The 19,909-nt window shown below is 68.1% G+C and carries 18 protein-coding genes and 3 tRNA genes; 5 read left to right on the plus strand and 16 right to left on the minus strand.

What is annotated here, in order from left to right:
- Window positions 1-60 precede the first annotated feature (60 nt).
- The 5 genes from ACK4ZD_RS06765 (at window position 61) to ACK4ZD_RS06785 (ending at window position 4,006) form a co-directional block, all read left to right on the plus strand.
- On the plus strand, window positions 61-1,572 hold the full coding sequence (locus ACK4ZD_RS06765) for an Ada metal-binding domain-containing protein (RefSeq protein WP_409659901.1): 1,512 nt from the start codon (window positions 61-63) through the stop codon (window positions 1,570-1,572).
- On the plus strand, window positions 1,569-2,069 hold the full coding sequence (locus ACK4ZD_RS06770) for a methylated-DNA--[protein]-cysteine S-methyltransferase (protein WP_409659903.1): 501 nt from the start codon (window positions 1,569-1,571) through the stop codon (window positions 2,067-2,069). The genes ACK4ZD_RS06765 and ACK4ZD_RS06770 overlap by 4 nt, the downstream gene beginning before the upstream one ends.
- A complete protein-coding gene (locus ACK4ZD_RS06775; protein ID WP_409659905.1) occupies window positions 2,066-2,989 on the plus strand; it encodes a DMT family transporter in 924 nt (307 codons plus the stop codon). Before ACK4ZD_RS06770 ends, ACK4ZD_RS06775 begins: the two co-directional genes overlap by 4 nt.
- A 20-nt stretch (window positions 2,990-3,009) precedes the next feature.
- Window positions 3,010-3,444 (plus strand): carboxymuconolactone decarboxylase family protein, encoded by a 435-nt coding sequence (locus tag ACK4ZD_RS06780; protein ID WP_409659907.1) that lies wholly within the window; start codon window positions 3,010-3,012, stop codon window positions 3,442-3,444.
- Window positions 3,445-3,598: 154 nt separating this feature from the next.
- Window positions 3,599-4,006, plus strand: coding sequence for a hypothetical protein (locus ACK4ZD_RS06785; RefSeq protein WP_409659908.1), 408 nt, complete (start codon window positions 3,599-3,601; stop codon window positions 4,004-4,006).
- A 78-nt stretch (window positions 4,007-4,084) separates the two neighbouring features.
- On the opposite strand, the gene ACK4ZD_RS06790 is transcribed toward ACK4ZD_RS06785, so the two are convergent.
- The 16 genes from ACK4ZD_RS06790 to asd all read right to left on the minus strand — a co-directional run bounded on the left by ACK4ZD_RS06790 (window position 4,085) and on the right by asd (window position 19,814).
- Window positions 4,085-4,161 (minus strand) — tRNA-Asp (locus ACK4ZD_RS06790).
- Window positions 4,162-4,209: 48 nt separating this feature from the next.
- Window positions 4,210-4,285 (minus strand) — tRNA-Glu (locus tag ACK4ZD_RS06795).
- A 38-nt stretch (window positions 4,286-4,323) separates the two neighbouring features.
- Window positions 4,324-4,399: transfer RNA gene (locus ACK4ZD_RS06800), tRNA-Ala, on the minus strand.
- Window positions 4,400-4,479: 80 nt separating this feature from the next.
- Window positions 4,480-5,868 (minus strand): glutamate--tRNA ligase, encoded by a 1,389-nt coding sequence (gene gltX / locus ACK4ZD_RS06805; RefSeq protein ID WP_409659910.1) that lies wholly within the window; start codon window positions 5,866-5,868, stop codon window positions 4,480-4,482.
- A complete protein-coding gene (locus ACK4ZD_RS06810; protein ID WP_409659912.1) occupies window positions 5,865-7,109 on the minus strand; it encodes an O-succinylhomoserine sulfhydrylase in 1,245 nt (414 codons plus the stop codon). Before ACK4ZD_RS06810 ends, gltX begins: the two co-directional genes overlap by 4 nt.
- A 12-nt stretch (window positions 7,110-7,121) precedes the next feature.
- Window positions 7,122-8,639 carry an amidophosphoribosyltransferase gene (gene purF, locus ACK4ZD_RS06815; RefSeq protein WP_409659914.1) on the minus strand — a complete coding sequence of 506 codons (1,518 nt, stop codon included), beginning with the start codon at window positions 8,637-8,639 and terminating at the stop codon, window positions 7,122-7,124.
- Between the two features lie 19 nt (window positions 8,640-8,658).
- Window positions 8,659-9,159, minus strand: coding sequence for a CvpA family protein (locus ACK4ZD_RS06820; RefSeq protein WP_409659915.1), 501 nt, complete (start codon window positions 9,157-9,159; stop codon window positions 8,659-8,661).
- A gap of 3 nt (window positions 9,160-9,162) precedes the next feature.
- Window positions 9,163-9,909, minus strand: a complete 747-nt coding sequence (locus tag ACK4ZD_RS06825) for an SPOR domain-containing protein (RefSeq protein ID WP_409659917.1) — start codon at window positions 9,907-9,909, stop codon at window positions 9,163-9,165.
- Between the two features lie 47 nt (window positions 9,910-9,956).
- Window positions 9,957-11,258 (minus strand): bifunctional tetrahydrofolate synthase/dihydrofolate synthase, encoded by a 1,302-nt coding sequence (folC, locus tag ACK4ZD_RS06830; RefSeq protein WP_409659919.1) that lies wholly within the window; start codon window positions 11,256-11,258, stop codon window positions 9,957-9,959.
- Between the two features lie 96 nt (window positions 11,259-11,354).
- The gene (accD, locus tag ACK4ZD_RS06835) at window positions 11,355-12,227 is read right to left on the minus strand and encodes an acetyl-CoA carboxylase, carboxyltransferase subunit beta (protein WP_409659920.1); all 873 of its coding nucleotides are present in this window, start codon (window positions 12,225-12,227) and stop codon (window positions 11,355-11,357) included.
- Window positions 12,224-13,051 carry a tryptophan synthase subunit alpha gene (trpA, locus tag ACK4ZD_RS06840; RefSeq protein ID WP_409659922.1) on the minus strand — a complete coding sequence of 276 codons (828 nt, stop codon included), beginning with the start codon at window positions 13,049-13,051 and terminating at the stop codon, window positions 12,224-12,226. Before trpA ends, accD begins: the two co-directional genes overlap by 4 nt.
- Window positions 13,048-14,316, minus strand: a complete 1,269-nt coding sequence (trpB, locus tag ACK4ZD_RS06845) for a tryptophan synthase subunit beta (protein WP_409659923.1) — start codon at window positions 14,314-14,316, stop codon at window positions 13,048-13,050. The genes trpA and trpB overlap by 4 nt, the downstream gene beginning before the upstream one ends.
- An 18-nt stretch (window positions 14,317-14,334) precedes the next feature.
- The gene (locus tag ACK4ZD_RS06850) at window positions 14,335-14,991 is read right to left on the minus strand and encodes a phosphoribosylanthranilate isomerase (RefSeq protein ID WP_409659925.1); all 657 of its coding nucleotides are present in this window, start codon (window positions 14,989-14,991) and stop codon (window positions 14,335-14,337) included.
- Window positions 14,988-15,797, minus strand: a complete 810-nt coding sequence (gene truA / locus ACK4ZD_RS06855) for a tRNA pseudouridine(38-40) synthase TruA (protein WP_409659927.1) — start codon at window positions 15,795-15,797, stop codon at window positions 14,988-14,990. The genes ACK4ZD_RS06850 and truA overlap by 4 nt, the downstream gene beginning before the upstream one ends.
- Before the next feature lie 93 nt (window positions 15,798-15,890).
- Window positions 15,891-18,413, minus strand: a complete 2,523-nt coding sequence (locus ACK4ZD_RS06860; protein WP_409659929.1) for a FimV/HubP family polar landmark protein — start codon at window positions 18,411-18,413, stop codon at window positions 15,891-15,893.
- A gap of 267 nt (window positions 18,414-18,680) precedes the next feature.
- The gene (gene asd, locus ACK4ZD_RS06865; protein ID WP_409659931.1) at window positions 18,681-19,814 is read right to left on the minus strand and encodes an aspartate-semialdehyde dehydrogenase; all 1,134 of its coding nucleotides are present in this window, start codon (window positions 19,812-19,814) and stop codon (window positions 18,681-18,683) included.
- Window positions 19,815-19,909 lie beyond the last annotated feature (95 nt).

The following is a 19,909-nucleotide window of genomic DNA, read 5'->3' on the forward strand; positions in this document are numbered from 1 at the left end:
GGCTCGACCACATGTCCGAAAACGGCGAGCCCTGCACCGGGCGCCGCCCATAATGGCTGCATGCTGGATGACAACGCCGCCTACGCCGCCTTGCGATCGCGCGATGCCCGCTTCGACGGGCAGCTCTTCGTGGGTGTCACTTCCACCGGCATCTACTGCCGCCCGGTGTGTCGTGTGCGCACGCCGCTGCAGCGCAATTGCCGCTTCTTCGAAAGTGCGGCCCAGGCCGAAGCGGCGCGTTTCCGCCCCTGCCTGAAATGCCGCCCGGAAGTGGCGCCGGGCCAGCGCCTGTCCTGGACGGTGATGGATGCCTCGCGCACCCTGGCCCGCCAGGCCTCGGCCTGGCTCGACACGCAGGCCGGCCTGCCCGATGGGCCCCATGTGGCCCAGCTGGCCCAACGGCTGGGCATCAGCGACCGCCATCTGCGCCGCATCTTCCAGGCCGAGCATGGAGTCACCCCCCTGCAATATCTGCAGACCCGCCGATTGCTGCTGGCCAAGCAGTTGCTGACCGACACCGACCTTGCGGTGACCGACGTGGCCCTGGCCAGCGGCTTCGGCAGTCTGCGGCGCTTTCATGCCGCCTTCGCCGAACATTACCGCCTGCAACCCACCGAGCTGCGGCGCCAGCGTCCGACGGCGCCGGAGCCGCAGGGCCCGGTGTTGCGCCTGGCCTACCGGCCGCCGCACGACCCGGCCGCGCTGTGGGCCTTCCTGGCGCAGCGGGCCATCCCCGGGGTCGAAGCGCCGGCCCCGCAGGGGTGGCGCCGCAGCCTGCACTGGCCCCATCCCACGCAGGATGGCCGCTGGCTGAGCGGCTGGCTGGCCGTGCGCTTCGATGCGCCGCATGCCCGGGTCGAGCTTCAGCTCTCACCCTCCCTGGTGGCCGCCAGCAGCACCCTGCTGCCGGCCGTGCGCCGCTGGCTGGACCTGGACGCCCAGCCCGAGCAGGTCGATGCGCGCCTGAAGGATCTGCCCCATCCCGGCATGCGCCTGCCGGGCGCGCTCGACCCCTTCGAGCTGGCCGTGCGCGCCGTGCTCGGGCAGCAGGTCAGCGTTGCGGCGGCCCGCACGCTGGCCACCCGGCTGGTGGACGCCTATGGGGAGCCCGTCGACAGCCCCTGGCCCGAGGTGCGACGCTGCTTCCCCCGGCCGGAGCGCCTGGCCGAGGCGGCGCCGGACGCCCTGGGTCGCCTGGGCCTGGTGCGACAGCGGGTGGGCGCCATCGGCGCCCTGGCCCGTGCGTGGCCCACACTGAGCCCCCTGCTCCAGGCCCCCGCCCTGGGGAGCCCGGGCGACCCGCTCCCGACAGCCGTCCAGGCGCTGCAGGCCCTGCCCGGCATCGGCCCCTGGACGGCCCACTACATCGCCATGCGCGCGCTGGGGTGGCCCGACGCCTTCCCGCCCGGCGATGTGGCCGTGCTCAAGGCCCTGACGCAGTGGCTCGGGCGCCCCTGCTCGATGCGCGAGGCCGAGCAACTGGCCGAGGGCTGGCGCCCGTGGCGGGCCTACGCCGTGATCCGCCTGTGGGCTTCGCTCTGCCCCACACCCACTCTTTCACCGCTGTCATGATGAACATTCCCTACACCGCGCAGCGCCGCTGGGCTTCCCCCCTGGGCACGATCTGGGCCGCACGCACCGCCGCCGGCCTGGCTGGCCTGTGGTTCGCCGAAGGCCAGAAGGACACCCCGGACACCCTCGACGCGCCCCTGCGTGACGACGACCCCTTGCTTAGGGCGGCCGAGGCCACACTCGCCAACTACTGGCGGGACGGGACCCTGGCCTGGAACCTGCCCCTGGATCTGCACGGCACGCCCTTCCAGCGCGAGGTCTGGCTGGCCTTGCTGAAGGTGCCCCGCGGGCACACGCTGAGCTACCGCGGCCTGGCCGATCGCATCGGCCGCCCGCAGGCCGTGCGGGCGGTGGGGGCGGCCGTGGGGCGCAACCCGGTGTCCATCCTCGTGCCCTGCCATCGCATCCTGGGCAGCGACGGCAGCCTCACCGGCTACGCCGGCGGCCTGGAGCGCAAGGTCGCATTGCTTCGCCTCGAAGGGGTGCTGGCCGCATGAAGCCCCGCGATCTCACCGAACTCGTGCTCCTGGCCGCCATCTGGGGCGCGTCCTTCCTCTTCATGCGCCTGGCGGCGGGCCCCTTCGGCCCGATCGCCCTGGTGGCCGTGCGGGTGGCCGGTGCCGCCCTCTTCCTGCTGCCGCTGCTGGCCTGGCGCGGACAGGCCGCCTGGCTGCCGCGCCGCGCGGCGCCACTCTTCGTTGCGGGCCTGTTCACCAGTGCACTGCCCTTCCTGGGCTTCAGCTATGCGGCGTTGAGCATCACCGCGGGCCTATCTTCCATCTTCAACGCCACCACGCCGCTCTTTGGCGCGCTGATCGCGTGGCTGTGGCTGAAGGATCGGCTCACCTGGCCGCGGGTGCTCGGCCTGGCGATCGGATTCGCCGGGGTGGTGGGTCTGGCCTGGGACAAGGCGAGCTTTCGCCCGGAGGCACCCGGCGGGGCCACCGGCTGGGCCGTACTGGCCTGCCTTGCCGCCGCCCTGTGCTACGGGTTTGCAGCCAGCTACACCAAACGCCGCTTGGCCGGCGTTCCGCCGCTGGCCGTGGCCACCGGCACCCAGCTCGGTGCCACGCTGGCGCTGCTGCTGCCGGCCTGGTGGTGGTGGCCCGAAACCATGCCCTCGGCCAGCGCCTGGGCCTCGGCCCTGGCACTGGCCCTCGTGTGCACCGGGCTGGCCTACATCCTCTACTTCCGGCTGATGAGCCGCGTGGGGCCCACCAACACCATCACCGTGACCTTCCTGATCCCGGCGTTTGCAGTACTGTGGGGCTGGAGCTTCCTCGACGAAGCCGTGACGCCAGCCATGCTGGCAGGCAGCGCCGTCATCCTGGTGGGCACGGCCCTTGTCACGGGCCTGATCCCGCGCGGCAAGCCTAAGGTTCTGCCCCAGGCACCTGAGCGAGAATCGGCGCCCTGATCCGCCGATTCGCCACCACCATGAGCCACATCCCCGACCCCGCCACCGCCGACCTCACGCTCAACCTCAGCCGCGACGCCTTCCGCGACGGCCTGGCCATGCGCCAGCGCGTGATGGGCACCGACTTCGTCGAACGAGCCTTTGCCAACGCCGACGACTTTCACGCCGAACTGCAGCAGCTCGTCACTTCGCTGGCCTGGGGCACGGTGTGGCCCCGGGCCGGCCTGGACCCGAAGACGCGCAGCATGATCACCGTGGCCATGCTCGTGGCCCTGGGCAAGCGCCAGGAACTCGAAGGCCATGTGCGCGGCGCGCTGAACAATGGCGTCACCGTCGAGGAGCTGAAGGAGATGATGCTGCACTCGGCCATCTACTGCGGCTTTCCCGCCGCCATCGAAGGCTTCCGCGCCGCCAAGACCGTGATCGACCAGGTGCAGGCCCCGGCCAAGCCATGACCTCGGTCCGCAAGCGCAAGGGGCGCATCCCCGCTCCCAAGCCCCGCAATCCACTGGTGGCACCCATGCAACAGCGCAAGGCCGGGGCGCATCGCAAGGGGCGATCGTCCGAACGCCAGCGATCGAAGCGGGCACTGCGCCGCTGACGCCCGGTGTGCCCGGATTGGTTGGGGATTGGCTCGAAAACGGCTGCACCGCCGTGGGAGCACAATCGTTCAAGCGCCTGGTGCGGGCGGCGGCCCTGACCAGCACCAGCATCGCCTACTCCCAGGGGGTGGTGTCCTACCCGAACGCGAACTGCACAGGCCCGGGGACCACAACTGGGCCTTCGCGCCTGGGAGATGTCGTGTTCTCGCGGTCGGAGTCGAATGAACGGGTGGCAGCGAACTGGGGCGAGTTCACGACCATCACCGGCACCCGCTCCGCCGTCGTCTGGGGCAAAAAGAGCGAAACGGTCCTGTGCCTGTTGGGCGATCAGACGCCGTCAATCCTGCCCACGCTAGCCACCGTCGAATCCAGCCTGGCCAGACTCTCGGATCAGGGCTGCTTCACGCGGCAGTGAACCCACGGACAGGCCGGACACCGCCAAAGTGAAAACGGGGCAACCATCGCTCGATGATTGCCCCGTTTGGACTTATTTTGGCGGAGTGGACGGGACTCGAACCCGCGACCCCCGGCGTGACAGGCCGGTATTCTAACCGACTGAACTACCACTCCGCGTCGGTAGCGGGTTTCTCGCATTGCTGCGACAAGCACCGCCAAACTTGGCGTCCCCTAGGGGATTCGAACCCCTGTTACAACCGTGAAAGGGTCGTGTCCTAGGCCTCTAGACGAAGGGGACTGAAATCTTCGCCAACTTGAACCGCGCGCCACCCGAGTTGGTGGAGGTAAGCGGGATCGAACCGCTGACCTCTTGCATGCCATGCAAGCGCTCTCCCAGCTGAGCTATACCCCCATCGAGGTGCCAGAAATCATCGCTGATTTCTGTTTGCGTCGCGCCGTTCAAGCGAGACTGAAAGTATATACCGAAATTTCTCAGACGTGCAAGCGCTCGAGCACGGTCGATCGATCGAAGAGTTCGAGCACCGCATCGATCGAGGGCGTCTGGGCCCGGCCACACACCAGCACGCGCACGGGAATGGCCAGTTGCGGCATCTTCAGGCCATGCGCGGCGATGGTGTCCTTGATGGCCTGCTGGAGAGCTGCCTTCTCCCAGGCCACGGACGAGAGCTTGTCTCGCAGCGCCCGCAGCGCGGGTTTCACGGCCGCGGTCACGTGGACGGTCAGATCCTCAGGAGCAGGCTGCACCGGCGCGAAGTACATCGCCAACCACTGCGCCAGCTCCACCGTGGTGGCGCAGCGGTCCTTGAACAAGCCGCACATGCGCGCCAGGGTCGCGTCGTCGCCGGCGTGCAGGCCCAAGCGCGCGAGTTGCTCGCGCACCAGGGGCACGAGCTTCACGTCCTGGGTCATTTTGAGATGCTGAGCATTCACCCAGCGCAGCTTGGCCTCGTCGAACTGACCCGCACTCTTGCCCAGATGGTCCAGGTCGAACCACTGCAGGAACTGTTCTCGCGTGAAGATCTCATCATCACCATGGCTCCAGCCCAGGCGCGCAAGGTAGTTGATCATCGCGTCGGGCAGATAGCCCTCGTCGCGGTACTGCGTTACGGGCTTGGCGCCGTTGCGCTTGCTCATCTTCTCGCCCTGCTCGTTCAGCACGGTGGGCAGGTGGGCATACACCGGCGGCTCCTTGCCGAGCGCGCGGAAGATATTGATCTGGCGCGGCGTGTTGTTCACGTGGTCGTCGCCGCGGATCACATGGGTGATTCCCATGTCGATGTCGTCCACCACCACACAGAAGTTGTAGGTGGGTGTGCCGTCGGGCCGGGCGATCACCAGGTCGTCAAGCTCTTCATTGCTGATCGAGATGCGGCCCTTGACCTTGTCGTCCCATACCACGGCCCCGCCGAGGGGGTTCTTGAATCGGATCACCGGCTGCACGCCCTCGGGCACGGGCGGCAGGGTCTTGCCCGGCTCGGGGCGCCAGGTGCCGTCGTAGCGGGGTTTGAGCTTGGCGGCCATTTGGCGCTCGCGCAGCGCGTCCAGTTCGGCCGGAGTCATGTAGCAGCGGTAGGCCAGGCCTTGCGCCAGCATCTGCGAGATCACGGCCTTGTAGCGGTCCATGCGCTGCATCTGGAAGTACGGACCTTCGTCCGGGTCCAGACCCAACCATTTCATCCCTTCGAGGATGACATCGACGGCCGCTTGGGAGGAGCGTTCGAGGTCGGTGTCTTCAATGCGCAGAATGAACACACCCTGGTTGGCCCGCGCGAAGGCCCAGGGGTAGAGGGCCGAGCGGATGTTGCCCAGGTGGATGAAGCCCGTCGGGGACGGGGCGAAGCGGGTGCGGACTTGGGTCATGCGGTCAGGGTATCGAGGCCGCGCTGCAGGTCGGCTTTGAGGTCTTCGACATCGTCCAGACCCACGGCCACGCGGATCAAGCCTTGCGTGATGCCGGCGGCCAAGCGCTGGTCCTCGCTCAGGCGCCCGTGCGAGGTGCTGGACGGGTGGGTGATGGTGGTCTTGGTGTCGCCGAGGTTCGCGGTAATCGAGCAAATTCGGGTGCTGTCGATCACATGGAAGGCGTGCCGGCGCGCCAAGGCGGGCCCGCCCTGGGCCTGGCCTTTCACGATGAAGGACAGCACCGCCCCGCCCTGCCCGTTCTGCTGGCGCATGGCCAAGTCGTGCTGCGGGTGCGAGGCCAGCCCGGGGTAGTAGACGCGCTCGACCTGCGGGTGCATCTCGAGCCATTGCGCCAGCGCTAGGGCACGCTCGCTTTGGGCCCTCATGCGGATGGACAGGGTTTCCAGGCCCTTGAGCACCACCCAGGCATTGAAGGGCGACAGGCACATGCCGGCACTGCGCATCAAGGGCACGAGCTTGCCCTCGATCTCGGCTTGCGGACCGCAAACGGCCCCGGCGATCACACGCCCCTGGCCGTCGAGGTACTTGGTGCCCGAATGGATGACGAAATCGGCCCCGAGCCGCAGGGGCTGCTGCAGGGCCGGCGAGCAAAAGCAGTTGTCCACGGCCAGCCAGGCACCGGCACCGTGGGCGATGTCGGCCAGTGCAGGGATGTCGCAGACCTCGGTGAGCGGGTTCGTGGGGGTCTCGGCAAAGAGCAGCTTCGTGTTGGGCTTGATCGCCGTCCGCCACTGGGCCACGTCGGTCTGGGAGACGAAGGTGGTCTCGACGCCGAACTTGGCCATCTCTGTGCCCAGCAGCTTGATGGTCGAGCCAAAGACGCTTTGCGAGCAGATGATGTGATCTCCCGCCTTGAGCAGGCCCATCACGAGCAGCAAGATGGCTGCCATGCCGCTGGAGGTGGCGATGCAGGCCTCGGCCCCTTCCAGGGCAGCCAGCCGCCGCTCCATCATCATCGTGGTGGGATTGGTGAAGCGGGTGTAGACGAAGGCTTCTTCCTCGTTCGCGAAACGCGCGGCCGCCGTGGCGGCATCAGGGTGCACGAAGCTGCTGGTGAGGAAGAGCGCCTCGGAGTTCTCGCCCCAGGGCGTGGCCGGCAGGCCCTCACGCACCGCCAGAGTGTCCAGGCGGGCGTCGGGCGGCAGGTCCACACGCGGAAGGCCAGGCTTGTCGCTCATCACCCCTCCCCTTCAGGCGTCGCCGGCGCTTTGCAGCGCCAGGCGAGTGCGGCCGGATTCCTCTTCCTCGCCCTGCGAGCTGCGCTGGGTCTCGATGGCGGCGAAGTCCTCGGCACTGACGTCGCCGGTAATGTAGTGCCCGTCGAAGCAGGAGGCCTCCAAGCCGTCGATGCCGGTGTTGAGCGAGCCCACGGCCTTTTTCATCGCCGCCACGTCCTGGTAGATGAGCGCGTCGGCGCCGATGAACTCGCGGATCTCCTCGATGCTGCGGCCATGCGCGATCAGCTCGCTCTTGGTGGGCATGTCGATGCCATAGACGTTGGGGTAGCGCACCGGTGGTGCCGCCGAAGCCATGTAGACCCTGCGCGCACCCGCCTCACGGGCCATCTGCACGATCTCGCGCGAGGTGTTGCCGCGCACGATGGAATCATCCACCAGCAGCACGTTACGGCCCTTGAACTCCTGAGGCATGGCGTTGAGCTTCTGGCGCACGGATTTGCGGCGCACGGCCTGCCCCGGCATGATGAAGGTGCGCCCCACGTAGCGGTTCTTCACAAAACCTTCTCGGTAGGGCTTGCCGATCTTCTGCGCGAGCTGCATGGCCGACGGCCGACTGGATTCCGGGATCGGAATCACCACGTCGATCTCGCTGGGCGGCATGGTCGAGATGACTCGCTGGGCGAGCGTCTCGCCCATGTTGAGCCGGGCCTGGTAGACCGAGATGCCGTCGATGATGGAATCGGGACGGGCCAGATAGACGAACTCGAAGACGCAGGGATTCAAGCTTGGATGCTCGGCGCACTGCTGGGCATGCACCCGGCCGTCCAGGTCGATGAAGATCGCCTCGCCCGGTGCCACGTCGCGGATGAAGCGGTGGCCCGTGCCTTCCAGCGCCACCGACTCGCTGGCCACCATCACCTCGGGGCCCTCGGGCAGGTCGGCCTGGCCATAGCACAGCGGGCGGATGCCATAGGGATCACGGAAAGCCAGCAGGCCATAGCCGGCGATGAGGCAAACCACCGCATACGAACCCTTGATGCGCTTGTGTACACCGCGCACCGCCTTGAAGATCTCCTGCGGCGTGAGGGGCAAGTCGCGCGCAGCCAGCTCCAGCTCATGGGCCAGCACGTTGAGCAGCACCTCGGAATCGCTCTCGGTGTTGAGATGGCGCCGGTCGATGGCGAAGAGCTCCTTGCGCAGCGCATGGGCGTTGGTGAGGTTGCCGTTGTGCACGAGCACCAGGCCGAAGGGCGCGTTCACGTAGAAGGGTTGCGCTTCTTCCTCGCTGTAGGCGTTGCCGGCCGTGGGGTAGCGCACTTGGCCCAACCCTACGGTGCCGGGCAGTGCCCGCATGTTGCGGGTGCGGAAGACATCTCGCACCATGCCGCGCGCCTTGTGCATGAAGAACTTGGTGTCCATCGCCGTGACGATGCCCGCCGCGTCCTGACCGCGGTGCTGAAGCAACAGCAGCGCGTCGTAGATGAGCTGGTTGACCGGCGTCTTCGAGATGACGCCCACGATGCCGCACATGGTTTACCTTCCAGACAATTCAACGGGGTGCGAGCCGGTCGGCCAGCTCGCGGGGCATGAGGGGCTTGAGGCCCTGGATCATTTCCTGCAGCAGCGCCGCCCCATGCGACGCGCGCCAGGGTTCACTGCGCGCCAGCGGCGTCCAGGTCACGAGCAAGGCCACCACCAAGGCGATCAGCACGCCGCGCACCAAGCCGAAAGCGGCACCCAAGAGCCGGTCGAGCACACTGAGCGCACTGGCGTGGACCAGCTTCTTGACCAACCAGGCCAGCAGGCCCCAGACGAAAAGCGTGGCCACGAAAACGATCGCAAAGGTGCTGACGTGGTTGACCATCGACCCAGGGGTGCCGATGGGCACCGCCGCGCTCCACTGCGGCGTGATCCACTGCGCGGCAAAGAAGGCCACCACCCAACCGGCCAGGGCCAGCACCTCGAAAACCAGGCCGCGCACGAGGCCCAGCACCACCGACACCAACAGCAGCGCAACGAAGGCGATGTCGACCCAGCCGATGGTGTCCATGGCTTACAGCGTGAGCACCGCACCGGGCAGGCCAGCGGCCTTGAGCCTGTCGGCGGCCTGCTGGGCCTTTTCACGTGAGGCAAAGGGGCCCACCCGCACGCGGATGCGCTGCCCCGCCGCCGTGTCGACCACTTGGGTGTAGGTCTTGAATCCGAGCTTCTCGACCTTGGCCCGCACCTCGCGGGCGCTGGCCGTCTCGCTATAGGCGCCAACCTGCACCACGTAACGCGCAGGCGCCTCATCCGCCTGTGCGGCAGGGCGCCCCTCGAGCAGAGCCCGGGCCCTGGCAGCCTCCGCTTCGGTGTTGTCGCGAGCGGGCGCCGGGGCCTGGCTGGGTGTGGAGACTGCGGGCATGCGTGGCTGCGCGAGCGCGGCGGATGCCGGGGGGGGCGCGACGGGAGGCTGGGGAACGGACACTTCGCGGCCGACATCGGCCGCACGCTCCTCGACCCCTACTGGCTCCGGGGGCTGCGGCACGGAGGCGGCCGGCGCTGGCGAGGGTGCCGGTGCGCGCACCATCGGTGCGTCTTTGGCCGGAATCTCGATCGGCAAATCGGTGGGGACCGGACGCGGCTCGGTCTCGAACAGTAAAGGAAAGCCGATCACCGCCACTCCCACCAGCACCACGGCCCCGATGAGGCGGTGCCGGGCTCGGGCACGAGCCTGTTCGATCGTGTCATCCTGGCGGGACGACGCCGAAGGGGCCTCGGCCGAGGCTGCGGCACGCTTGAAGTAGGAGAGCAGACCCATGCGTCTCGGATGGTGGGAACGCCGGCCCGCCGGCCATCCAGGCCGCTTCAGCCCAGGTGCCGGGCCGACAGCCGGGGCAGGCCACCCTGCAGCACACCCCCGACAGTGAAGAAAGACCCGAAGACCACGATTCTATCAGCCGGGTCCGCAGCAGACAGCGCAGCCTGCAAGGCCTCCGACGGCGAGGCATGCGCTGAAGCAACCCCCTGCGCCGGCGCGCGCGCCGGCAGGGCTTGCCAGCGGCGCAGCAGATCGGCGCCGGGCAGGGCCCGGCCCGTGGGCAGGTCGGTGAAATACCAGGCATCGACCAGCGCGTGCATGCGCTGCAGGATGGCGTTCACGTCCTTGTCGGCCATCGCGCCGAACACGGCATGCGTGCGCGGGAAGAAGCCCATCTGGTCGAGGTTCTCGGCCAGTGTGGCCACCGCGTGCGGGTTGTGGGCCACGTCCAGCACCAGCGTGGGCTGGCCAGGCACGATCTGGAATCGCCCGGGCAACTCGACCATCGCCAAGCCATTGCGCACGGCCTGGGCATTGATGGGCAAGCGCTCGTGCAGGGTCTCGAAGGCTGCCAGCACGCCGGAGGCATTGAGCAACTGATTGGCGCCTCGCAGCGCGGGGTAGGCCATCGCGTTGTAGCGGCGACGGCGGCCCGACCAGTTCCACTGCTGGCGATCGCCGCTGTAGCGGAAGTCCCGCCCGAACAGGTGCAGGTCGGCCCCCAGGGCCTGAGCCTGCTCGATCACGCTGCGCGGCGGCATGGGATCGCTGACCACCACCGGACGGCCGGCGCGCATGATGCCCGCCTTTTCGCGCCCGATGCTTTCGCGGTCGGGACCCAGGTAGTCCATGTGGTCGAGGTCGATGCTGGTGATGACGGCACAGTCGGCATCGATGACGTTGACGGCATCCAGGCGTCCACCCAGGCCCACCTCCAGCACCACGAGGTCCAGCGCTGCATGCGACAGCAGCCGCAGGATCGCCAGGGTGGTGAACTCGAAGTAGGTCAGGCTCTGGCCGTCGCGGGCGGCTTCCACCGCCTCGAAATGCGGCAGCAGGGCCTCGGCGGTCACCACCTCGCCGCGCAGGCGGCAGCGTTCCTCGAAATGCACGAGATGAGGCGAGGTGTAGACGCCGGTGCGATAGCCCGCCTGCAGTGCGATGGCCTCCAGCATGGCGCAGGTCGAGCCTTTGCCGTTGGTGCCGGCCACGGTGACGACGGGGCAGTCGAAGCGCAGGTTCAACCGGGCAGCCACGGCCTGCACACGCTCGAGCGTGAGATCGATCGTGCTGGGATGCAGGCGCTCGCAGTGCGCCAACCAGTCGGCCAGGGTGGTGGGGGAGTTCATGGGACGATGGTAAGGGGCCGACAGAGACCCCGACGGCCTGGGTGTCCATGCAAACGGCCGGCACAAAGCCGGCCCCGCAATCGCGGCGGATGCGCCCTAAGCCACCGCGTCGGCCGGCTGGCGCTGCAGCATGGCCAGCAGGCGGGCCACCGTGGGCCGCAACTCGCGCCGATCGACGATCATGTCCAGTGCGCCCTTTTGCATCAGGAATTCGGAGCGCTGGAAGCCTTCTGGCAACTTCTCACGCACCGTGTTCTCGATCACCCGCGGGCCGGCGAAGCCGATGAGCGCCTTCGGTTCGGCGATGACCACGTCGCCGACGAAGGCGAAGCTGGCCGACACGCCGCCCATGGTCGGATCGGTCAGCACACTGATGTAGGGCAGCTTGGCCTTGGCCAGACGGGTGAGCGCCGCGTTGGTCTTGGCCATCTGCATCAGGCTGAGCAGGCCTTCCTGCATGCGCGCGCCGCCGGTGGCGGTGAAGCAGATGAAGGGGGTCTTCTGCTCCAGGGCGGTCTCGACACCACGCACGAAGCGCTCGCCCACCACCGACCCCATGGAGCCGCCCATGAAGTCGAACTCGAAACAGGCAGCCACCACGGGCATGCTCAGCACAGCACCGCCCATCACGACGAGCGCGTCGGTCTCGCCCGTGGTCTCCAGCGCGTCTTTCAGGCGGTCGGGGTACTTCTTGCTGTCGCGGAACTTCAGTGCATCGACGGGGATGACCTCTTGGCCAATCTCGTAGCGGCCCTCGGCATCGAGGAACTTGTCCAGCCGTGCGCGCGCGTTGATGCGGTGATGGTGAGCGCACTTGGGACAGACGTAATGGTTTTGCTCGAGGTCGGTCTTGTACAGCACCGATTCGCACGACGGGCACTTGATCCACAGCCCTTCCGGCACCGAACGGCGCTCGGCCGGGTCGGTCTGCTGGATCTTCGGGGGCAGCAGTTTTTCAAGCCAACTCATCGATGAACTCCTTCCAGGCTGTCGAGGGCGGCACGGATCTGCGCGATGAACTCACGGCCGGCCGCCACCACGCGGTCGCGCGGCTGTTCTTCCAGCAATTGCACGAGGCGCGAGCCGATCACCACCGCATCGGAAACCGAGGCGACGGCCCGGGCAGTCTCGGCATCACGGATGCCGAACCCCACGCCCACCGGCACGCGCACGTGCTCCCGGATGCGGGGCAGCATCTGCGCCACCGCAGCGGTGTCCAGGTGGCCGGCGCCGGTCACGCCCTTCAGGGACACATAGTACACGTAGCCGCTGGCCACCTGTCCGACCTGCCGCATGCGCTCGTCGGTGGAGGTTGGCGCCAGCAGGAAGATCGGATCCAGACCCAGGGATTTCAGGGAGGCAGCAAAGGCTTCACATTCCTCGGGGGGGTAGTCCACCACCAGCACGCCATCCACACCGGCCTCGCGCGCGGCCTGCACGAACGCGCCGTCCCCGTGCCGCTGGTCGTAGCGCTCGATGGGGTTGGCGTAGCCCATCAATACGACCGGGGTGTGCATGTTGCGGGCACGGAAGGCCCGGACCTGATCGAACACCTGGGGCAGGCCGATGCCCCGGGCCAAGGCTCTTTCTGCAGCCCTCTGGATCACCGGGCCGTCGGCCATCGGGTCGGAAAAGGGCACGCCCAGCTCGATCACGTCGGCCCCGGCTTCGGCCAGGGCCAGCATCAGCTCGGGCGTGACGTCGGCATAGGGATCGCCGGCGGTGACGTAGGGAATGAGGGCCTTGCGGCCCTGCTCGCGCAGACGGGCGAAGGTGGCGGCGATGCGGCTCATTTCGGCCCCTTCATCGCCTGGGCGTCGCCGCCCTTGACACTCTGGCCCCGGCAGGACGGACGGCAGTAGAACTCGGCGCCCGACAGGTCGGCCACCGTGCCGATGTCCTTGTCGCCCCGGCCCGACAGGTTCACGAGCAGGGTCTGGTCCGGACGCATCGTAGGCGCCAGTTGCATCGCATAAGCCACCGCGTGGCTGGATTCGAGTGCCGGGATGATGCCCTCGGTGCGGCACAGGCGGTGGAAAGCCTCCAACGCGTCCTGGTCGGTCACCCCCACGTATTCGGCACGGCCGATGTCCTTCAGGTAGGCATGCTCGGGGCCCACGCCGGGGTAGTCCAGGCCGGCCGAGATCGAATGCGTCTCGATGATCTGGCCATTGTCGTCCTGCAGCAAATAGGTGCGGTTGCCGTGCAGCACGCCCGGCGTGCCCGCGCTCAGCGACGCCGCATGCTTGCCGGTGTCCAGCCCCTGCCCGGCCGCCTCGACGCCGATCAGACGCACCGATTCGTGCGGGATGTAGGGATAGAAAATGCCCATGGCATTGCTGCCGCCGCCCACACAGGCGATCACTGCATCGGGCTGCCGGCCGGTCATCTCGGGCATCTGCACGAGGCACTCCTGGCCGATCACGCTCTGGAAATCGCGCACCATGGCGGGGTACGGTGCCGGACCGGCCACCGTGCCGATGATGTAGAAGGTGTTCTCGACGTGCGTGACCCAGTCGCGCAAGGCTTCATTGAGCGCATCCTTCAAGGTGCGCGAACCGCTTTCCACCGGCACCACCGTCGCGCCCAGCAGGTGCATGCGGTAGACATTGGGCGACTGGCGCTTGACGTCCTCGCTGCCCATGTACACCACGCACTCCATGCCGTAACGAGCGCAGATCGTGGCGGTGGCCACGCCGTGCTGGCCCGCGCCCGTCTCGGCGATCACGCGCGGCTTGCCCATGCGACGCGCCAGCAGGGCCTGCCCGATGGTGTTGTTCACCTTGTGCGCGCCGGTGTGGTTGAGATCCTCGCGTTTGAGGTAGATCTGCGCACCGCCCAGCTCGCGGCTCAGGCGGGCGGCGTGGTAGACGGGGCTCGGGCGGCCGACGAAATGAGCCAGTTCGCGACGGAATTCGGCCTGAAACTCAGGGTCGCGGCGGTAGCGCTCATAGGCCGCCTTGAGTTCATCCAAGGCATGGGTGAGCGTCTCGGCGACAAACGAGCCGCCGTAGGGCCCGAAATGTCCTCGGGCATCGGGTTGCTGGTAGTTCAACATGGCTTCAGGTGAAAGGGGTCAGGCGACGGCAGCCGCGATGCGCGCATCGGCTTCGCGAACCGCCTCGCAGAACCGGCGCATCGCCGCGGCATCCTTGATGCCTTTGGCGGATTCGACGCCGGAACTCACGTCAACGGCCCAGGGCCGGACCTGAAGCACCCCATCGGTCACGTTTGCAGGATTCAACCCACCAGACAAAACGACCGGACAGGGCACGCCGGAGGGGATGAGTGACCAATCAAAAACCTTTCCACCGCCACCGTAGCCTTCGACGTGCGCATCCAGCAGCACGGCCTGGGCGGTGGCAAAACGCTGCGCAAAGTGTAGCAAATCGAAGCCGGGCACCATGCGAGCGGCGCGCAGGTAGGGCCGGCCAAGAGCCTCGCAGTCGTGCGGTGCCTCGTCTCCGTGGAACTGCAGCACCAGTTGCGGGATGGCCTCGCAGGCCCGGCGCACCTCGTCGGTCGCCGCGTTCACGAACAAGCCCACCGGGGTGACGAACGGCGGCAAACAGCGCACCAGCGTCACGGCCTGCTCGAGGCTGACATGTCGGGGGCTGCCGGCATAGAAAACCAAGCCGATGGCATCGGCCCCGGCAGCCACCGCCGCCTCGACATCGGCCTCTCGCGTGAGGCCGCAGATCTTGATGCGTGTGCGTTGGGCAGGCAGAGTCATCGTGGAGCCTCCGGAGCCGCCGCACCGGGCAGCCAATCGTGAGCCGCCGTGTGCATCGGCAGGCCCAGGTGTGCATCGTAGCGGGGCCCGAGAAAGTACAGGCCATCCGGCGCGAAGGTGGGAGCCGCCAGCGTGCGGTCGCGACCGGCCAGCACCCGCGCCACCCAGTCCGGCTCGCGGGTGCCGGTGCCCACGGCGATCAGGCATCCCATCAGGTTGCGCACCATGTGGTGCAGGAAGGCATCGGCTTCGAACTCGAAGCGCCAGTAGGCTCCGTGCCGGTGGATCGAGATCTCTGTGAGGTGTTTGACTGGGCTGCGGGCCTGACAGTCCGACGATCGGAAGGCGCTGAAGTCGTGCCGGCCGACCAGATGCGCGGCAGCGCGGCGCATCGCCTGTCCATCCAGTGGCCGGAAGGCCCAACCCACCAAGCCGGTGTCCAAGGACGGGCGCACCGGGGATTCGCGCAGCACGTAGGCATAGCGGCGCGACCGGGCGCTGTTGCGGGCGTGGAAGTCGGCCGGGACGGGGCTGCACCACTGCACGGCGATGTCGTGGGGCAGGAAGGTGTTGGTGCCGCGCACCCAGGAAAAAGGCTCGCGCCGGCGATCGGTGTCGAGGTGGACGACCTGGTTGAGCCCGTGCACGCCAGCGTCTGTGCGCCCGGCACAGACCACACGTACCGGCGCATCGGCAAAGCGCGCCAAGGCCTGCTCGAGGTGGTCCTGCACCGTGCGCCCGCTGGGCTGACTCTGCCAGCCCAGATAGGCCGTTCCTCGATAGCTGACACCCAGTGCGATCCTCACGGCAAACGTTTCCAGGTCGGCGCCTCAGGGGCTCGGAAAGACAACGGGCCAGGTGGCGACCCACGCCCCTGGCCCGCAAGGGGGATGGAGTGCTCAGGCCAATTCGGCAAGCATGCTCTGGGCCTTGGCCTTGAGTGCCCCGCTGGAATTGGCCACGACCTCCTGCAGGAGTTCGCGGGCACCTTCACGGTCACCGATCTGACGGAACTCCTCGGCCAGCTCCAGCTTGCGTTCCATTGGATCGCCGGGGGTGTCCCCATCGCCAAGGTCCAGCTCGGCCAGTTCGTCGGCGGCCTCAGAGCCCGCCTTGGCCGCCGGGGCCGGACCCAGGTCGAGCGACAACTCGCCCAGATCGAACTCCATCGAGCGCGAATTCGGCGCATCGGCGCGGCCGACCGGCGGGGCTGGCTCCACCTCGGGCAGTTCCGGCAGTTCGAAGGCCATGTCCATCTCGGAGGCAGCCCCGCGAGAGGCCGGGGCCGCGCGGTCCAGGGATTCGGCCGGGGTCCGCTCGGGCACGGCCGGGACGGCTGCCAGCGGCTGGGTCGACTCGGAGTTGAAACTGGAGGGCGCGGGCTCGTCACCCAAAGGCAAATCCAGGTCGAGATCGACTTCGGCCTGGGCCTTGGGGGTCTCGGGATAGGCCGACGGCGTGGGCATCACCGACTGGGGCATGGTGCTCGCCCCCAGCGGCTCATACCCGCCCTCGGGCAACTTGACGGCATCCGGCGGCGCCCCGCCCGGCTGGTACAGCGCATTGTCGGGGTCGATCTGGCGGCCCAGTTCCTGGGCACGAGCCCAGTCCTCGCCTTGCCCGCCGGTCAAGCCATAGAGCTGAGTGGCCAGCAGTTCAAAGCCCTTGGCGTCGCGACGCTTGGCATAGACTTCGAGCAGCTTGGTGCGGATGGCCAGGCGCTCGGGATTGGCGCGCATGGCTTCCTTGAGAATCTCTTCAGCCTGCAGATCACGGCCATAGGCGAGGTAGACATCGGCCTCGGCCACCGGGTCGACGTCACCGATGGCATCGAGCTGGCTCAGCGAATAACTCAGCGAGGAAGGGGCCCCAGTGGCGTCCTTGGTGTCGACGCGCTGGCCGCCGCTGGCACCGAAGAAGGAGTCCGGCTGCAAACGACTCTCAAGGAAAGACGTCTCCCCGCTGTCCTTCTTGGTCCGCGAGCGCAGACGGTAGACGCCCAGGCCCACCAGCAGGGCCACCAGACCGCCGGCCAAGGGCAGCGTGAGCGGATTGGCCAGCAGGTCGTCGATGAGGCTGGGCTCGGCCGGTGCCGGCGTGGGTACCGGGGCCGGTGCTGGGACCGGCGCCGGAGCCTGGGCCGCGGCCGGCTCCGAGGCGGCTGCAACCGCGGCGCCGACCGCCTCGGACGCCGCGCTGGCCGGGGCTTCGGGCTGGGCAGCCGCGGTCGCCGCCGGCGCGCTCGCCGACGCCACCGGGGCGGGCGCCGCCGCCACGGGCACGCTCACGCCTGCCGCGGGCGAAGCCGCTGGCCCCGGTGCGGGCGCCGCCGCCGGAGCGCCGGCCGGCGCAATGCGCTTGAGTTCCTCGACGTTGCGCGACAGCTCCGCCACACGCTGGGCGGCCTCCTGCTGCTGACGCTGTTGCGCAATGCGATCCTCGGCCGAGGCCGCACCAGGGGCTGCTGCCACGGCTCCCTTGCTCAGCGTGAGACGATCCGGGGGAGCATCAGCGGCCTGACGACGGTCCTGCACCTCGGCTTCCACCCGTCCGGACGCCTGACGGGTCGGTTCCTCGGCGGCCGTCTGCCGGGTCGCGGCAGCCAGTCGCTGTCGATAGGCATTGAAATCGGCGCTTTGCGCCTGGATGATCTGGCGCGCCTCGCCAGGAGAAACGCTTTGTGCCTGCTCGGCCCCAGGGATGGACAACACAGCCCCCGCACGCAGGCGATTCATGTTCTCGCCGGCGAAGGCCTGGGGGTTGGCTTGAAACAGGGCCACGAGCATCTGGTCGAGCGAAACGCCCGGGCGCTGGACGCGCGTAGCGATGCCATACAACGTATCGCCGCGGCGCACACGGTATTCGTCTTGGTCTGCCGTGCCGGTCGTGGCTTGCGGCGCGGCCGACGGCGCCGGGGCGGGCGCCGGTGCAGCCGTGGCCGCACGCGCGGGCGCAGCCGGACGGGCTGCCGTGGCCGGTGGCGTCGCGGCCGGAGGGCTGACCGGGGCGGAGGGTGTCGCACCGACGATCGGAGCGGTCGCCGGCGAGGCCGCCCGACGCGTGGACGACGGCGGGTCGAGCAGCAAGGTGTACTCGCGCACCAGCCGGCCCGACGTCCAGGACAGCTCGAGGATCACATCGACAAACGGCTCCTGGACCGCGCGGTCGCTGATCACCCGCAGGTAGGGCCGGCCATCGGGCCGGCGCTCGAGGGTCACGCGCGTGCCGGTGAGGACGGCGTTGTAGTCGACACCGGCGGCCCGGTAGGCATCGGGAGCCGCGACGCGAACCTGCAAGTTGGCCGCCTCCTCCGGCGTGAGACTGGTGATGTCGATCTCCGCCCGCAAAGCCTCGCCGAGCGCAGACTGGACCGTCACTCGGCCCAGCCCCAGCGCCGCAGCCTGGCCGACTGCCAGGAACATGGCGGCCGCAGCCACCCCGGACAGAGCGAAACGCCCTAGGGAACGTGAAGATGGTTTCAAGGCGTCTCCCAAAGAAACAAGCCGCTAGCGCGCAAGCAGGCCTGCAGAGTCATCGATATTTATGAATTTTCCGCAGGAAAGACGGAAATCACAATAGCATCAAGCAGATACGATGACAAGCTCATGCAATGGCTGACATTTCCGCCAGCCCCGATAGCCGGAAACATTGCACGAACTGTGGGTCACACGCCACACCCCCGAGGCTCCTCACTGCTCGATGAGGATGCGCAGCATGCGGCGAAGCGGTTCGGCGGCCCCCCAGAGGAGCTGATCGCCGATCGTGAAGGCCCCGAGGTACTCCGGCCCCATGGCCAGCTTGCGCAGACGCCCCACCGGGATGGTCAGCGTGCCGGTGACGGCCACCGGGGTGAGGTCACGCAAGGTGTCCTCTCGGGTGTTGGGCACCACTTTCACCCAGGCGTTGTCGGCGGCGATCATCGCCTCGATGTCGGCCAGCGGCACATCTTTCTTCAGCTTGAAGGTCAGAGCCTGGCTGTGGCAGCGCATCGCGCCGATGCGCACGCAAAAGCCGTCCACGGGGATCGCCGGCGTGCCGAAGCCTTCGCCGATGCCCAAGATCTTGTTGGTCTCGGCCCCTCCCTTCCATTCCTCGCGGCTCACCCCGTTGCCCAGATCCTTGTCGATCCAGGGGATCAGCGAGCCGCCCAGGGGCACGCCGAAGTGGGCCGTTTCATCGGCCGACAGGCTGCGCTGCTTGGCGATGATGCGCCGGTCGATCTCGAGGATGGCACTCTTGGGGTCGTCCAGCAAGGCACGCACTTCGGCGTTGAGCGTGCCGAACTGCGTGAGCAGCTCGCGCATGTGCTGGGCGCCTCCGCCCGAAGCGGCCTGGTAGGTCATGGTGCTCATCCACTCGACCAGCCCGGCCTTGTACAGCGCCCCCACCCCCATCAGCATGCAGCTCACGGTGCAGTTGCCGCCGATCCAGTTGCGCCCGCCCTGGGCCAGCGCATTCTTGATCACCGGCAGGTTCACCGGGTCGAGGACGATGACAGCATCGTCCTTCATGCGCAGGGTGGAGGCTGCGTCGATCCAGTGCCCCTTCCAGCCGGCCGCACGCAGCTTGGGGAAGACCTCGGTGGTGTAGTCGCCGCCCTGGGCGGTGAGGATGATGTCGCAGCGCCTGAGAGCCTCGAGGTCGAAGGCATCCTTCAGCGTCTTCTCGTTCCTTGCCATGTCCGGGGCGGCGCCGCCCGCGTTGCTGGTGCTGAAAAACAGCGGTTCGATCAGGTCGAAATCACCTTCGGAGCGCATGCGGTCCATGAGCACCGAACCGACCATGCCGCGCCAGCCCACCAAACCTACCAGAGTCGTTGCCATCGTTGTCTATCGCCAGAAGTTGCCAAGAGGATGTGGAATCCGCCGGATTCCCGGAATGCCGGCGCCCGGGGCCGGCCTTGTGGGCTCAGCCCTGC

Origin of the sequence: Caldimonas sp. (assembly GCF_046291045.1) — a bacterium.
Taxonomy (GTDB): domain Bacteria; phylum Pseudomonadota; class Gammaproteobacteria; order Burkholderiales; family Burkholderiaceae_C; genus Caldimonas.